The following is a 13,999-nucleotide window of genomic DNA, read 5'->3' as shown; positions in this document are numbered from 1 at the left end:
TGCAAAACCCGCTTGGCTGGTTGTTAACGGTGCTCAAAAAGGCCCGTCAGGGGAGCTTTACTCCTCTGAAAACATGCAAAAAGTATCAGGTAACAACAGCCACACATCACGCCCTGAATTGCGCCCCTTTAAGCCTTCCCGCCCTGAAAACCTTCAAACGTGCAGCAAAGAGCGCGTCAGGGAAATCGTGCAGAGTCTTCGCCAGTCTGTTGGAGCGCTGAATAAATGACCAGACAGCCAGTATCAAAGAGTCAATGCTGCCGGTTCGAATTGAGGTGGTTAAAAGAAAACAGTGTTGCACCGTGCAACACTGGTCAGTAAGTGAGCAGCCTGTGATGTGAAAAAATTTTGCGTTTTGAACATCTGATTTCGGGTTGTTTACGGTCCTCTCAGGAATAAGGATCCCCACTTGATTTATTAAAGCCTTTGCCAATCAGGAGACAGCTATGGCCGAACAGACAACTCCTCAATCAACGCCCCGACGGTCAGGCGGATTAGTATCCACGCTGACTGTCGAGCTGCACTCGCATTATGCAATCAGACTCTGGGAAGGTCGCAATCGCTCTGAAGAAAAGCGCACTCCGGATCATCGTCCAAAAATCCTGGGTATGCCGGAAGCTATCTCGCGGGCAGGATATGCCGGCCGCGATGCCGCTGCAGGTAACCCCTACGGGGACGAGTTACTGGTCAAACTTGAAGAGGCCATTCAGCTTGCGACCGGGAAGGTTCAAGAGCAGGTAAGGATTATCGAAAAAATTATAGCCGGGATCCCTGCCAGCATCACTATGTCAGAAGTTACCTCCTCCGAACCGCTTAACCTTGATGTTTTCAGCCGGTCACCTCTGGGCTATCGCTGCGTCTGGCTACTGGTTCATTACGATCAGCTGGCGCTGAAAGCCTTCCAGGCATTTCATTACGGTCTGGTTTCCCGCTCACAGCGCGATCAGTTTCTGGACAAAGGCAGTAAAGCCATACGGGTTGTATACGGGCTGCTCCAGAATTACCGAACCGTACCGGTGACTTACGACGATATCCGTCACAAAACGGCGCGGGGTCTTGCTGCTATCAAGCGCCTTGGTGAACCCGACCCAGCTGTTATGTCGGGCAAAAAACGCTCTTCATTCTCACCCCTTACTGCCGTTATTTCAGAGGAAGATTAATTTGAACCGAATTATCACTTCGGGCGTTATCTTCGCCCTTCTCAGCGGCTGCGCAGGCACTGACTTTGTCAGCATCAACAAAAACATCAGCGATACCGCTTTCAGTATCAGCAAAACCCTGCGCGGCAGTGACTCAAATTCAATGGACTCCGGCAACGGTATGCCGGTGCTGACAAAAGCAACAAGCTCAGCCGGGCAAAGTGCCAGTAAGCAGTTCAGCGTGCCGGTTGATATAGACACGGCCGCCGCCCGACTTAAGCGCCACTATGGCTATGTCAGCGCTGAGGAAATTGAACGTATCCGTTCCAGAGACCGTAACAGCCGATGGAGTGCAGCAGCGATTGAGGACGCCCATCCTGTCTGGGAGGCCGTTCCGGGAAGTTCCTATCGCATGGGCGGTGATGTGGGAGACAACGACCATATGGATATAGAGCTTGAAAAGAACGGCACCGATACGCGGGTGTATGTGACGTACAAATCGCCCGCCGCATCGCATCTTACCGGCAGTGCGTTCAATAATGTCATGACTCAGGTCCGCCAGGTCGCTTCTGGCCAGGCACGCTAATCCCGGAGGCCGGCATGCAACTTTATCTGTGTGAAAAACCCTCTCAGGCCAAAGATATTGCCCGCGTGCTGGGCGTCAGCCAGCGCGGGCAGGGGTATATTTCCGGCGGTAACATTACGGTCACGTGGGCGGTGGGGCATTTGCTGGAAACGGCTACACCCGAAACTTACGGTGAGCAGTATGGCCGCCCGTGGCGCACGGAGGTGCTGCCAATCATCCCCGACCGCTGGCAGATGACCGTCAAAAAAGACACTGCCGATCAGTTTGGCGTCATCAAAAAACTGCTGAAACAGGCCAGTGAAGTGGTCATTGCGACCGATGCCGATCGTGAAGGTGAAGTGATCGCGCGCGCGCTGATGGAATACTGCAATTACAGTGGGGCCGTTCGCCGGCTCTGGCTATCCGCGCTGGATGAAGCCAGCATCAAAAAAGCTCTCAGTGGCATGTTATCAGGTGACAAGACCGAAAAACTCTATCAGGCCGGCGTTGGCCGTTCGCGGGCAGACTGGCTTATCGGGATGAACCTGACGCGGCTTTATACCCTCAAAGCCGGTGAAGCCGGGGTATCAGAGGTGTTTTCAGTTGGGCGGGTGCAGACGCCCACGCTCGCTATAGTGGTTAACCGGGATCTTGAAATAGCGGGTTTTACACCCAAGCCGTGGTGGAAGGTCCGGGCACAGCTTGAAAAAGACGGTGTTTCTTTTGAGGCCGAATGGGTTGCGGCGGAGCAATACTGCGACGAGGAGAAGCGCTGCGTTAACCAGCAGATTGCACAGGCTGTTCAGCAGCTCTGCCAGAAAGCCGGCAACGGCAGCGTTATCACCGTCGAGAAAAAGCGCGATAAAACGCCGGCACCGCTGTGTTTTACACTCGGCACGCTGATGGAAGTCTGCAATAAGAAATGGGGATTTGGAGCCAATGAGGTGCTGTCTATAGCCCAGTCGCTGTATGAAACGCATAAGGCAACGACCTATCCGCGAACAGACTGCGGTTATCTGCCGGTTTCAATGCGCGAAGAGGTCAGAGACGTGCTTCAGGCCATACAGCACTCCGATCCTGCCATCGCTCCTGAGCTTTCCCGTCTTGATACTGCTTTTAACTCACGCGTCTGGAACGACAAGAAAATTACCGCGCACCACGCCATTATCCCGACGCGGCAGCCATTTGAAATCGCAAAGCTGAATGCGAAAGAGCTCAAAGTCTACTCACTTATCCGGCTGCACTATCTGGCGCAGTTTATGCCGCTGCAGGAAACCGATGTGACGGATGCCACCTTCAATATCGGAAATCAGCTTTTTCGCACGCGCGGGCGCGTACTGGTTCATGCCGGGTGGAAATCACTGTTCAGCGGGGAGCTGGCTGAAGAGGAAGACGGTGATAAGGAGTCCGCCGCACAGCTGCCAGCGCTGGATCAGGGCAGCGTCTGTAGCGTCACCGGCGCAGACGTCAAAGATAATATGACCAAAGCGCCGCCGCACCATACAGAAGGAACGCTTATTGCCGCCATGAAAAACGCGGCCAGCTTGGTCACGGATCCTCAGCTCAAAAAGGTGCTTCGCGATAACGCGGGGCTGGGTACGGAAGCGACGCGCAGCGGCGTACTCGAAACGTTGTTTAAACGGGGCTTCCTGGAGAAAAAAGGAAAATTCATCATTGCCACGCAAATGGCGCGGGAACTGATCGCTGCATTGCCTGAAACGCTGACAAGCCCCGGCATGACGGCACTCTGGGAGCAGGCGCTGGATGATATCGCCCAGGGAAAAAGCGGACTCAGCGAGTTTATGCAAAAGCAGAGCCAGTGGACCCGGCATCTTATTGAAAAAGGGCGGACCACTGCTTTTAAGGTCACGGCACCGGTCGGTCCGGCCTGTCCTGTTTGCGGCGGAACGACGCGGCAGCGTAAGGGTAAAGAAGGTAAATTCTGGAGCTGCATGAAGTATCCGGACTGTAAGGGGATCGTTGGTGAGACAAACCGTAAAACCCGGCGTCAGGCCACGGGGAAAACCCGTGGTGGCGGCAAGGGGCTGAGAGGCACAGCCTCTGGTCAGGTGACCATTCGTCTGAAAAGTCAGAAAGGTTGACAGCTGCAGAATTTGGCTTAAAAATGAACGTGCTTGTCTGTCGTCTCTGACGACCACCAATGATTCACCGGCCTGAGAGAATCGCCTTCGGGTGGCTGAACATAACACTCCTGTAGCCTGCAAGGGAGAACACATCAGTGTGGTAAATCTGCCCGCCTTTGGAAGCAGATATCGTCAACTACGGCTCCTACTGCCTGGCGATGAAGGTACATTTAACTATCAAGACAGTCAGAACTTAGCTGATTCTGACTCCCCGACGGGAAGACTTCTCCCGTCAGGGCAGAAGTTTTCTCCGTCGAACTAAATTTGACCCTCACGGAGAAAACACCATGTCTGTAAATAACACTTCCAATGCTAACAACAACGGCAAATCTAAAGACTACTTCAACCTGACCATTAACGGCCTGGGGTATCTCAGCAACGTTCGGCAGGTCAATGCTCAGTCCGGCACCTTCATCAGCTGCGTTATCAACGCACTGTCAGGTCCGAGCGACAGCCCCTCTTATGTGCGATTCGACGTCACCGTTGCCGGCAAAGAAACCAGCAGCCTCATCAACCGCTGTCAGAAAGCGGTTGATGAAGATAAGAAGGTGCTGATTGGCTTCGTACTCAGCAACCCGTCAACGGACATTTTTCAGCTGAAAAATGGTGAGCACGCAGGTGAAAGCCGCGTCAGCCTGAAAGCCCGCCTGATCAAGGTGGACTGGATCAAAATAGGCCAGGACATGGTCTTTAAGACTGAACGCGCAGAACCGCAGCATGCGCAGAATGCCGCTTCCCAGCAGCAATCCTACGCAGAAAACTCATTCTGATTGTTCACCAAGCCTGCTCTCTTCTGAGCAGGCTTACCCTCATAAGGAGCATTCTTATGTCCTCACGTGGCGTAAACAAAGTCATTCTCGTTGGCAATCTCGGTCAGGATCCGGAAATCCGCTACATGCCTAACGGCGGCGCTGTCGCTAACATTTCACTGGCAACGTCGGAGTCATGGCGTGATAAGCAGACCGGTGAAAACCGGGAAGTGACCGAGTGGCATCGCGTTGTGCTTTTTGGCAAGCTTGCAGAAGTCGCCGGCGAATACCTGCGCAAAGGTTCTCAGGTCTATATTGAGGGTCAGCTGCGCACTCGCAAATGGCAGGATCAGAGCGGTCAGGACAAATACTCGACGGAAGTCGTCGTGAACGTTGGCGGCACTCTGCAGATGTTAGGGAGCCGTGCACAAAACAGCGATCAGCAGCAGTACAGTGGTGATCGGGGGCAGCGTCAGCAGCCACCGTCACAGTCTGATTCCGCTCCGCAACAGAAAAACAGTGGAAATAAAGGGAAAGGCAACCGTGGTTCGCAACGTAACAATGCCGCTCATCCAGCGCCCCAGCAGCCCGTGCCACAGTCGCAGCCTGCAGGAGACTGGGATGATGACATACCGTTCCTTGGACACGGTTACGGCATGGCGAAACACGCTTTATCCTCTCTCTGACCTTTCGCTGCGTTTTGACCGCTGCAATAAATTTCACCATAATCCTTTAAAGGTTACTGACGATGCCTGTCATATTACGGCTGAACGGTTTTCGGTTTTTTCTACTCCAACGAAGGTAATCCGCGCGAACCTGCTCACATTCATGTGATGAAGGCCGGCACAGAAGCAAAGTTCTGGCTGGATCCGGTTGTGAAACTGGCGCGTAACGATGGATTTGATTCGAGGACGTTAAAAGAGCTGACAATACTGATAAAGCTAAACCAACCCCTGCTTCTGGAGGCCTGGAATGATTATTTCAGCTAAGGAAGTTCGGTTCGATGACCGCATCATGTGGGTCGAACTGTCAGACGAGCGAATAATCGGTGTGCCGCTGTCGTGGTTTCCCCGACTTTGCAACGCGTCTGCCGAACAGCTGAAAGACTATGAACTCTCACCGCGTGGGATCCACTGGGACGCACTGGACGAAGATGTTTCCATCGACGGCCTGTTACACGGGCGCGGTGACATAACGCATCCGCCCCATCAGGTTGCCTGAAGGTGCTGACTAAAAAACGCTGACTCCGGTCGGCGTTTTTTTTGAAAACGCAAAAAGAGTTGTTGATAGAAGCGCACTGAAGAGTTGCGCACAGTGAGGCCTGTTCTCACTGTACAGGAACTTTTCAGATGAAATTTAATGCCGTCTTTGCCGCATTACCGCTTGCGCTACTGACGGGGTGCATTCAGCAACCCCAGAAGCTGCAGGTACGGGCCCCTGCCGAACCGGTTGCTCCGGTCAGCGTATCCCGCAACATTCAGCCATCAGCCGATTATGTCTACGCGCGGACGCCTGAAGTCGTCCGCTACGATCGGTATTTGCTGGTCAGCACGGATCCGCAGGCCGTGCAGCGCGACCCACTCTCGCAAATTATTGACGTCCGCATCCCTTCCTCGGTGCAGCCTACCGTGGCCGATGCCATGCGTTATGCGCTGAAACAGTCGGGTTACTCACTGTGTCAGACCGGCCCGGCCAACGGTGTTTTGTACCGTCAACCGCTGCCGGCCGTCCAGTTCCAGCTTGGCCCGATGCGTCTGCGCACTGCCCTGCAGGTGCTGGCTGGCCCGGCATGGGAGCTGGAGGTTGATGATGTACAGCGCGTGGTTTGTCACAGCCTGCGTGCCGGCTATCAGTTGCCCGCGACACAACTGCCGGCGCGACCTGCCGGCGCATACGCGCCGGCTGTAGGCACTCCTTCTTCCTCCAGTACATCTCAGGCAATCGCTCCCCGTCCCATTCAGGCCCAGCCTGCTCACGGAGGGTGGCTGACAAAATGACGACAGAAACAACCTTCCCTGAGAAGAATACTGATGATGTTGCTCAGTCATCAGACAGCAGATTCAGAGCCATAAAACGCCGCCTGCCGGCTATAGGGCTGATCACACTTTCGGTTGCTGCACTTGGCCTCGCTTTTATTTCGCTTCGCGCCGGTGTGTCGCAGGAAAACCGTCTCAGCTACGTCGAGAAGCAGCAAAACGTGGTTTATACCCAGGCGCTGGCTAAGACCGATCTTGAACCTCTTCAGGCAACTATCAACACGCAGGCCGAGTCGATTAAACGACAGCAGGCACAGCTTGATGCGGTCCGTAAATCTCTCGAAGCCTGGTCTGCAAAAGGCTTACCTGAGGCAGTCAGTCAGGTTCGTCAGTCGGTCAGCGAGCTGAATGATTTACAGACTGCGCTGCAGAGCCGCCAGGCTGCACTGGAACAGTCCGTCACCGCACTGCAGCATCCGCCTCAGAAAGCACAACAGGCCGCAGCTGAACCCAAATCGGCACCAGACGTAAAAAAGCCGGCACCCGCTAAGCCACATAAGGCAGTCAAAACCATGGCCCGAAAAGCGCCATTTGTACTGACCGGCGTTGAAAAGCGGGGGCGGAGTCCTTTGCGGCGATCGCGCCCACGGGGTTCAGCTCACTTGCTGAAATCCGCCTGGTAGGCGAAGGGCAGACCGTTAATGGCTGGACACTTATTCATGCCGGCTACGGGCAGGCGCAGTTTCGCGTAAACGGGCGCTTAACCACTATCAACGTCCGCTAACGGAGGTGATATGAAGCTAAAAATAGTCAATCTTGCAGTGATTATGTTTTGCTGCTCGGCTCAGGCCAGTATTCAGGTTCAGAAATCCAGTGGCGAATCTGTAGATGCATCGGGTCAGAGCGTGCAGCAAAGCAGCGTGCAGGAACTGCAGCAGCAAGCCGGGCAGTGGGGACTGAGCCAGGATGATTATCAGCGCTATCAGTCGCTGATGAGCGGCCCGCGCGGCATTCAGTCGCCGGGTCTGGATCCGCTTTCAACGCTGGGTATTGAGGCGCGAAGCGAGGCTGAGCGTCGTAAATACGCTGAGAAATGGGTCAGGGAAGAGTTCGCACGTACGCAAAGAGAGCTGGATTTTCAGCGCGAAGTCACCGCCGCATGGAAACGCCTCTACCCGGAAACACTTGCCGTCAACATGGGCAATGCAGCGGGCATCGCACACGATACCGGTGGGCGACTGGCTCTGTTCGTAAAATCCGCAAACTGCGTGCAGTGTGACGCCCGCCTTGCAGCTGTGTTAGCCGATAACAGGCCGGTTGATATTTATCTTGTTGACAGCCAGGGCGATGACGGGAAACTGCGCGGCTGGGCAAAAGACCATCATATCCCACTGGACAGGGTACGCAGCCGTCAGATCACACTGAATCACGACGGCGGCCGCTGGATGCGGTTCGGTAACGGCATCATGCCGGTCGTTTTGCAGCAGGGGGAAGACGGATGGCAACTCGCCGCATTCTGACCGGAGCGGCGCTGCTGCTGCTTTCATTTTCCACGTTCGCCGGTAGCAAACAAATTGTCCCTGAAGGGTACGTGCGCGTGGCGCAGGCCCACAGCGTGCCGCCGGAATCGCTCTATTCTGTCAGCCTGCAGGAATCGTCTCGCCGGCTGCCGCAGGGCGAACGACCGTGGCCGTGGACCCTTAATGTCGCCGGTAAGGGCTATCGCTATAAAACCCGTCTTGAAGCCTGGCAGGCGCTGCAGGTGTTCATGAAAACGAACTCGCTGAAGCGCATTGATGTCGGTATTGCCCAGGTCAATCTCGGGTGGAACGGCCAGCGTTTTATGTCCACCTGGGAGGCGCTGGATCCTTACGTGAATCTTAACGCCGCTGCCGCCATCCTGCGCGAGTGCTGGGACAGGAAACCCGGAAGCTGGCTCGATGCGGCCGGCTGTTATCACCATCCCGCCGGCGGTGCCCCCGCTGCCCGCTATCGCGCTTTTGTCAAAAGCAAACTCGCCATGCTCCAGTCGCCGCCGCATCTGCCGGCGGCGACTGTAGTTGAACAGACAGCGTCCGCATCGGTGCCGGATAGCGGCCTCGTCTGGATAAATCCACGGAGTCAGTGATCATGAATATCAAAAACCTCATCGTTACCGCATTCATCGCTTTTTCACCCGCCGCACTGGCTGAGCTCAACGTCATTGCAGATCTGGGCGGACAGAGCACGCAGGCCTTTTTGAGGCTGTAAATCGTCAGGACACGCCTCCTGCGCCTTCTGCGACTCCTGCACAAGGTGAAGCAGCCATGCTGCCTGTTATTACACCCGAACTTTCCCCGGTAACGTGACTCCCCGGGCGCTTCAGCTGCCGGGCATCGGAGCGCTGTTTATCATTGGTGATGACAGCTATTCGCGCCAGTGGCTGAAGCAGAACGCCCGGCAGCTTAAAGTCAGAAATGCTGCAGGCCTCATTGTGAACGTTGAAAGCACGTCATCGCTGGAAGCGCTGCGCGGTCTGGCACCCGGCCTGCAACTGGCCCCTTCATCGGGATCAGAACTCGCCCGCCGCCTGCATCTGACCCATTACCCTGTACTTATCACGGACAGCGGCCTGTCACAGGAGGTGGCGCAGTGATATCTGCCCCTTATGCTGCGGCGCTCCTGATGGCGAACCCGGTTGTTCTGGCTGTTCTCATCGCATTGAGCATCTTTCTGCTCTGGCGTTTTCGCCGCCAGACGGCCAGCGAGCGCCGGCACCGCCGCTATCGCGCGACGGCGAAGCGCATCTATACCCGCCTCAGCCAGCTCAGCGGAGACGGACAGCGCATGACTTATCTGCGCAAAATCAATCCGTATGTATTTGAAGAGTTACTGCTGCTGGCGTTTGAACATCAGGGATATTCAATACAGCGCAATGCGTCGTACAGCGGCGACGGTGGGCTGGATGGACGCGTACACATTAACGGTGAGTGCTGGCTGATTCAGGCCAAGCGCTACAGCCGGGCGATCGCGCCCGCGCACGTCCGTGATTTTGACGCGCTGCTGACACGTATGGGGCAGCGTGGCCTGTTTATTCATACCGGACGCACCGGCCAAAAAAGCAAAGAAGTCAGTCAGGCATCGCCTCAGCTGAGGATTATCAGCGGACAACGTCTTTTAGCCCTGCTGGCAGGTAAATCCTTTGAGGAGTTCTCTTCGTGAGTGATAAATACGTTATTGAGGCATTGCTGCGCCCTGCGGTTGAGCTAAATACAGCTGTTGCTGCCGGCACTGCTGCCATCGTCTGCGTGACAGCTCCCTGGGCGGTGGCCCTGGCACCCTCTGTCAGCTACGTCACCGCCGGCGGATTCGCCGTGCTTTCTGCGGTGCGTGTACGGCAGGGAATGCAGGTTATTCGCTACCGCCGCAATCTTCGCCGGCTGCCGCGCTATGTGATGACGTCAAAACAGATCCCCGTCAGTAAGCGCCGGCTTTTTCTGGGCCGTGGGTTTCGCTGGACCCAGAAACACACCCAGCGCCTGCGCGATACGCTGCGCCCGGAAGTGGCCCACTACCTTAAGCCGTCGAAGCTGTATCAGCTGGCCCGCCAGTTAGAGGAAGCAACAGAAAGCAGTTTGCCGGCGATCGGCAGACTGCTCAGTGCCGATATTGCTATAAATCCGGTTCGTCCGCTTCCTCCGGTAGGCGGAAATCCTGCCATTCATGGCATTGAACCAGATGAAACTGACGTCACGCTCGATTTGCGTGAGCGTGTCGGCCATACGGTTGTTTACGGCACAACCCGCGTAGGTAAAACGCGCCTTGCAGAGCTTTTAATCACTCAGGATATACGGCGCGGTGACGTCACCATCGTGTTTGATCCTAAAGGGGATGCGGACCTGCTGAAAAGGGTCTGGGCGGAGGCGCACCGGGCGGGTCGCGGCGATGAGCTGACCCTTTTCCACCTCGGCTGGCCTGATATTTCCGCGCGTTATAACGCAGTTGGCCGCTTTGGGCGCGTATCGGAAGTGGCAACGCGCGTTGCCGGCCAGCTCAGCGGAGAAGGCAACAGCGCGGCGTTTCGTGAATTTGCCTGGCGCTTCGTGAATATCGTTGCGCGTGCGCTGGTCGCCCTCGGCGAACGTCCGGATTACACCCTCATTACCCGCTACGTGAACAACATTGCCGATCTGTATCTGCGCTACGCCGAAAAAATCATCACTGAGAAACTGCCTGAACTGACCAGCCAGATTGAAAATAACGCCAACGCATTCAGTGAAGACGACGTGCCACGCAACATGCAGGGCCAGCCTGAAGCCGTGCGCATCTGGGCGGTAGAGGTGGCGCTGAGCTCGGACGCTGGCAATCAGCTTTATGATCCGATACTTGACGGACTGCGCTCTGCAGTACGCTATGACCGTACCTATTTTGATAAAATTGTCGCGTCATTGCTGCCGCTGCTCGAAAAGCTGACAACGGGCAAAACAGCTGAGTTACTGTCACCCGATTACCTGAATATGGAAGATCCGCGCCCCATTTTTGACTGGGAGCAGGTGATCCGTAAAAAGGGCATCGTTTACGTCGGGCTTGATGCACTCAGCGACAGCGAGGTTGCGAGCGCTGTGGGTAACAGCATGTTTGCCGACCTGGTTAGCGTGGCCGGTCACATTTACAAGCACGGCATTAACGGCGGCCTGCCGGGTTCAAAGGAGAGTAAGGACGCCATAAATCTGCACTGCGATGAGTTTAACGAGCTGATGGGCAATGAGTTTATCCCACTGATCAACAAAGGTGGCGGTGCCGGCATGCAGGTTACCGCTTATACGCAGACGTCATCTGATATTGAAGCCCGGATCGGGAGCGCGGCCAAAACCTCTCAGGTTCAGGGCAACTTCAACAACCTGATCATGTTGCGCGTCAGGGAAAACCGGACAGCCGAGCTACTGACCTCACAGCTGCCGCAGGTTGAAATCTACAGTAAAACCCTGGTATCAGGTCATCAGGATTCAGCTGACGTCACCGTAAACCACGACTTTACCTCCAGCACACAGGACCGCGTTGGCACCATTAAAGTGCCGCTTCTTGAGCCTTCCGACATCGTGACACTGCCTAAAGGACAGGCGTTTGCGCTGCTTGAGGGCGGTCAACTCTGGAAAATTCGCATGCCGCTGCCAGCGGGCGATGCTGGCGACGTGCACATGCCTGAGAACATAGCGCGTCTTGCAGAAGAGATGCGCCGAAACTATCACAGCAGCGAAGGATGGTGGGACAGCCGCAGTTCAACTGCAGCACCGGTGAAAGGAGATAATAATGGCTGAGGCACGTCGTACCGCACCGCCGCAATATCCGCAGCAACAACCCGTGCAACCGCGCGAGCACGGCCTGCTCTATAACCTCGTCTGGGGCTGGCCGTGGAAGCTCATTGGCGTCATTCTGGCTTCACTTGTGGTTAGCCTGATCATTGAATACGTCGGGATCGCTTTCTTCTGGCCTGAAATGGGTGCCGCGCACAGCCAGGCGGTGATGAATACCGAGTTTGGCTATCTGTCTTCTGACTTTACTCGCAGTCTGTTGCTTTCAGAGCCTGCAGAAACGGTCACTCGCTGGGTTACTGATGCCTATCAATGGGCGTTTGTGGACAGCGGGATCATCAGGTGGATACAGGATACATATCAGGCTGAGATGAACAGCGGCAACAAGGTGTCGCGCAATCTCAAGGGGCCAGCAGCTGGCTGGGAAATTACCTTCAGCAGTATATGCTGGCTACAGTATATGTTTCCATCGTAACGCTGGTCCGCGTAACTATCATTGCTCTGTCTGTGCCGCTATTCATACTGGTTATTGGTGTTGCCGTGGTTGAAGGGCTTGGCCGCCGCGACCTGCGTCGATTTGGGGCCGGTTATGAGTCGTCTTTTCTGTACCACCGCGCGAAAAGATTGATCAAACCAGCTGTGTATCTGCCGGTGATGGCCTACCTCTCTTGTCCTTCGGCGGTCTATCCAAACCTTCTGCTGCTTCCCGCAGCGTTAATGCTTGGGCTTACCATTACGGTAACAACCGCTTCGTTCAAAAAATATCTCTAACTATGAGGAATCGCAGCCTGACTTTTCAGTCTGCGATTTTTTCATCGGCGTACTACCAAAACACTCTATTAATTATTCGCACCGGAAATAAATTTATCATGCCAGTCTCGTTCTCCCAGAGCTGGGCGGAGGCATCTGAAACTTGTTTTCAGGTGCCTGCCGTCAGCAGACAAGCTGCATAGCGGTGCGTCAGTTCATTTGAATTAGTTACAACAAACACTCCATATCACCTCTGATTCAAGCGGCATTTGCGCAGCTCTCTAAATTTTTATTTTCCCAAAAAGAGTTAACGGCTGAACCCGGAGGCCAGATTTCGCATGCTTACCGCACTCAACAACCACTGGAGGTGCATATGAAATCTCTTCGTCCGGCAACACGACTTCTTTTATGCGGCGGTGTGCTGGGCCTGACTTTTCTCACGTCCTCTCCGGCGTCTGCATCTGAGAAAGACGAGCTGGCATCCGCACAGCGAATGATCGTCCAGGTTCAGGCTTCGCTGGAACGGGCGCGGGTTGCCGCAGCTCAGGCTGATCCGTCAGAGCGTGGCCGCTATTACTTCGATTATCAGCGGGCTAGTAGCGATCTAAAGACCATCAGCGCCGGCATTGACCGTTATCTAGAACCAACGCGTGCTCAGCCACGCGATTTGTCAGGCGTAGCGGGAAATTACCGCCGGGAGCGTCCCTGATGGCGATGACCGCTGCGCAGGAGACTGCTTTTAAAGCGGCTTCCGGAAATGTTGAACCGAATCTGCTGCACCTGCTCTGTCTCGGACTGTTGATCGGTTTCCTTTTCTTCTGGGCAGCATGGGCAATCGTTGATGTTTACTCAGGCTGGACAAATCAGCGTTTGAAGGAAGGCGCAATGGGCAGAGCGGTTGTCCGCTCAGTTTTATTGTTAGTCGTAAGTATCTGGATGTTTTGCAGTTAACTCTCAATCAACTCTTTTTACAGGTGAAATCATGTTTAAATTCGTATCTGCAACAACCCGCGTGACCGCTAAAACACAGGCTAAAGCTAAATCAGCTTGGGCACGTATCCTGACGGCTGGCCTGCTGAGTGCTTTTGCCGCCAAACCCGCTCTTGCCGACCTGCCAACTGTTGAGGGTCCAAGCTCCAGCGGTACGGGCACAGGTTTGATGGGAACGCTTAGCGGCCATGTTCAGGACGGGCTCGTTCTCGGGGGCTTGTGCTATGTGGATTCGCATTCTTTAAGGTTGCAGAAGCTGGCCTTGTTACCTTCGGTGAAGTGCGCAATGACCGTGCATCCTGGACTAAATTCGGCTCCATTGTCGTGGTCGGGGTTGTGATGCTGGTCGCGGTTATCTGGCTGCTGGGCAAATCAGCAGAAGTCATCGGCTAAGG

The 13,999-nt window shown here is 55.0% G+C and carries 14 protein-coding genes and 5 pseudogenes; all 19 read left to right on the top strand.

Annotation, left to right across the window (positions count from 1 at the left end; all coding sequences use genetic code 11):
• A pseudogene (locus KQP84_RS03650) lies at positions 1-229 on the top strand (hypothetical protein); the annotation flags it as partial.
• Positions 230-446: 217 nt separating this feature from the next.
• The gene (locus KQP84_RS03645) at positions 447-1,160 is read left to right on the top strand and encodes a PFL_4669 family integrating conjugative element protein (RefSeq protein ID WP_215845266.1); all 714 of its coding nucleotides are present in this window, start codon (positions 447-449) and stop codon (positions 1,158-1,160) included.
• Position 1,161: 1 nt separating this feature from the next.
• Positions 1,162-1,725: a hypothetical protein gene (locus KQP84_RS03640; RefSeq protein WP_215845265.1), complete on the top strand. Its 564-nt coding sequence runs from the start codon at positions 1,162-1,164 to the stop codon at positions 1,723-1,725.
• A gap of 14 nt (positions 1,726-1,739) precedes the next feature.
• Complete coding sequence (locus KQP84_RS03635; protein ID WP_215845264.1) at positions 1,740-3,806, top strand: DNA topoisomerase III; 2,067 nt, start codon at positions 1,740-1,742, stop codon at positions 3,804-3,806.
• A gap of 329 nt (positions 3,807-4,135) precedes the next feature.
• Positions 4,136-4,618, top strand: a complete 483-nt coding sequence (locus KQP84_RS03630) for an STY4534 family ICE replication protein (protein WP_215845263.1) — start codon at positions 4,136-4,138, stop codon at positions 4,616-4,618.
• A gap of 56 nt (positions 4,619-4,674) precedes the next feature.
• Positions 4,675-5,283 (top strand): single-stranded DNA-binding protein, encoded by a 609-nt coding sequence (locus KQP84_RS03625; protein ID WP_215845262.1) that lies wholly within the window; start codon positions 4,675-4,677, stop codon positions 5,281-5,283.
• 62 nt (positions 5,284-5,345) lie between these two features.
• Positions 5,346-5,586, top strand: a pseudogene (locus KQP84_RS03620) (DUF4160 domain-containing protein).
• Complete coding sequence (locus KQP84_RS03615; RefSeq protein WP_215845261.1) at positions 5,570-5,818, top strand: DUF2442 domain-containing protein; 249 nt, start codon at positions 5,570-5,572, stop codon at positions 5,816-5,818. Before KQP84_RS03620 ends, KQP84_RS03615 begins: the two are co-directional and overlap by 17 nt.
• Positions 5,819-5,946: 128 nt before the next feature.
• Positions 5,947-6,594, top strand: a complete 648-nt coding sequence (pilL2, locus tag KQP84_RS03610) for a PFGI-1 class ICE element type IV pilus protein PilL2 (RefSeq protein WP_215845260.1) — start codon at positions 5,947-5,949, stop codon at positions 6,592-6,594.
• Positions 6,591-7,256, top strand: a complete 666-nt coding sequence (locus KQP84_RS03605) for a DUF2275 domain-containing protein (protein WP_252515212.1) — start codon at positions 6,591-6,593, stop codon at positions 7,254-7,256. Before pilL2 ends, KQP84_RS03605 begins: the two co-directional genes overlap by 4 nt.
• A 111-nt stretch (positions 7,257-7,367) precedes the next feature.
• Positions 7,368-8,093, top strand: coding sequence for a TIGR03759 family integrating conjugative element protein (locus KQP84_RS03600; RefSeq protein WP_215845259.1), 726 nt, complete (start codon positions 7,368-7,370; stop codon positions 8,091-8,093).
• Complete coding sequence (locus KQP84_RS03595) at positions 8,072-8,701, top strand: lysozyme family protein (RefSeq protein ID WP_215845258.1); 630 nt, start codon at positions 8,072-8,074, stop codon at positions 8,699-8,701. The genes KQP84_RS03600 and KQP84_RS03595 overlap by 22 nt, the downstream gene beginning before the upstream one ends.
• A 2-nt stretch (positions 8,702-8,703) precedes the next feature.
• A pseudogene (locus KQP84_RS03590) lies at positions 8,704-9,208 on the top strand (integrating conjugative element protein).
• 29 nt (positions 9,209-9,237) lie between these two features.
• On the top strand, positions 9,238-9,774 hold the full coding sequence (locus KQP84_RS03585; protein ID WP_215845257.1) for a restriction endonuclease: 537 nt from the start codon (positions 9,238-9,240) through the stop codon (positions 9,772-9,774).
• Entirely contained in the window at positions 9,771-11,870 is a 2,100-nt protein-coding gene (gene traD / locus KQP84_RS03580) for a type IV conjugative transfer system coupling protein TraD (RefSeq protein ID WP_215845256.1), read from the top strand. The genes KQP84_RS03585 and traD overlap by 4 nt, the downstream gene beginning before the upstream one ends.
• Positions 11,863-12,635, top strand: a pseudogene (locus tag KQP84_RS03575) (TIGR03747 family integrating conjugative element membrane protein). The gene traD and the pseudogene KQP84_RS03575 overlap by 8 nt, the downstream one beginning before the upstream one ends.
• Positions 12,636-12,987: 352 nt before the next feature.
• Positions 12,988-13,323: an integrative conjugative element protein, RAQPRD family gene (locus tag KQP84_RS03570; protein ID WP_215845255.1), complete on the top strand. Its 336-nt coding sequence runs from the start codon at positions 12,988-12,990 to the stop codon at positions 13,321-13,323.
• Positions 13,323-13,565 (top strand): TIGR03758 family integrating conjugative element protein, encoded by a 243-nt coding sequence (locus KQP84_RS03565; protein ID WP_145055653.1) that lies wholly within the window; start codon positions 13,323-13,325, stop codon positions 13,563-13,565. Before KQP84_RS03570 ends, KQP84_RS03565 begins: the two co-directional genes overlap by 1 nt.
• A gap of 31 nt (positions 13,566-13,596) precedes the next feature.
• Positions 13,597-13,997, top strand: a pseudogene (locus KQP84_RS03560) (TIGR03745 family integrating conjugative element membrane protein).
• Positions 13,998-13,999: the final 2 nt, after the last annotated feature.

The sequence above is a fragment of the Candidatus Pantoea bituminis genome (assembly GCF_018842675.1).
GTDB lineage: Bacteria > Pseudomonadota > Gammaproteobacteria > Enterobacterales > Enterobacteriaceae > Pantoea > Pantoea phytostimulans.
The sequence above is the reverse complement of the archived record's forward strand: the minus strand, read 5'-3'. Positions and strand labels throughout refer to the sequence as shown.

What these genes read in the sequence shown, in the direction of transcription:
- KQP84_RS03645 (WP_215845266.1), top strand. Translation starts at nt 447, where the DNA reads ATGGCCGAACAGACAACTCCTCAATCAACGCCCCGACGGTCAGGCGGA.
- KQP84_RS03635 (WP_215845264.1), top strand. Translation starts at nt 1,740, where the DNA reads ATGCAACTTTATCTGTGTGAAAAACCCTCTCAGGCCAAAGATATTGCC.
- KQP84_RS03630 (WP_215845263.1), top strand. Translation starts at nt 4,136, where the DNA reads ATGTCTGTAAATAACACTTCCAATGCTAACAACAACGGCAAATCTAAA.
- KQP84_RS03625 (WP_215845262.1), top strand. Translation starts at nt 4,675, where the DNA reads ATGTCCTCACGTGGCGTAAACAAAGTCATTCTCGTTGGCAATCTCGGT.
- KQP84_RS03615 (WP_215845261.1), top strand. Translation starts at nt 5,570, where the DNA reads ATGATTATTTCAGCTAAGGAAGTTCGGTTCGATGACCGCATCATGTGG.
- pilL2 (WP_215845260.1), top strand. Translation starts at nt 5,947, where the DNA reads ATGAAATTTAATGCCGTCTTTGCCGCATTACCGCTTGCGCTACTGACG.
- KQP84_RS03605 (WP_252515212.1), top strand. Translation starts at nt 6,591, where the DNA reads ATGACGACAGAAACAACCTTCCCTGAGAAGAATACTGATGATGTTGCT.
- KQP84_RS03600 (WP_215845259.1), top strand. Translation starts at nt 7,368, where the DNA reads ATGAAGCTAAAAATAGTCAATCTTGCAGTGATTATGTTTTGCTGCTCG.
- KQP84_RS03595 (WP_215845258.1), top strand. Translation starts at nt 8,072, where the DNA reads ATGGCAACTCGCCGCATTCTGACCGGAGCGGCGCTGCTGCTGCTTTCA.
- KQP84_RS03585 (WP_215845257.1), top strand. Translation starts at nt 9,238, where the DNA reads ATGGCGAACCCGGTTGTTCTGGCTGTTCTCATCGCATTGAGCATCTTT.
- KQP84_RS03570 (WP_215845255.1), top strand. Translation starts at nt 12,988, where the DNA reads ATGAAATCTCTTCGTCCGGCAACACGACTTCTTTTATGCGGCGGTGTG.
- KQP84_RS03565 (WP_145055653.1), top strand. Translation starts at nt 13,323, where the DNA reads ATGGCGATGACCGCTGCGCAGGAGACTGCTTTTAAAGCGGCTTCCGGA.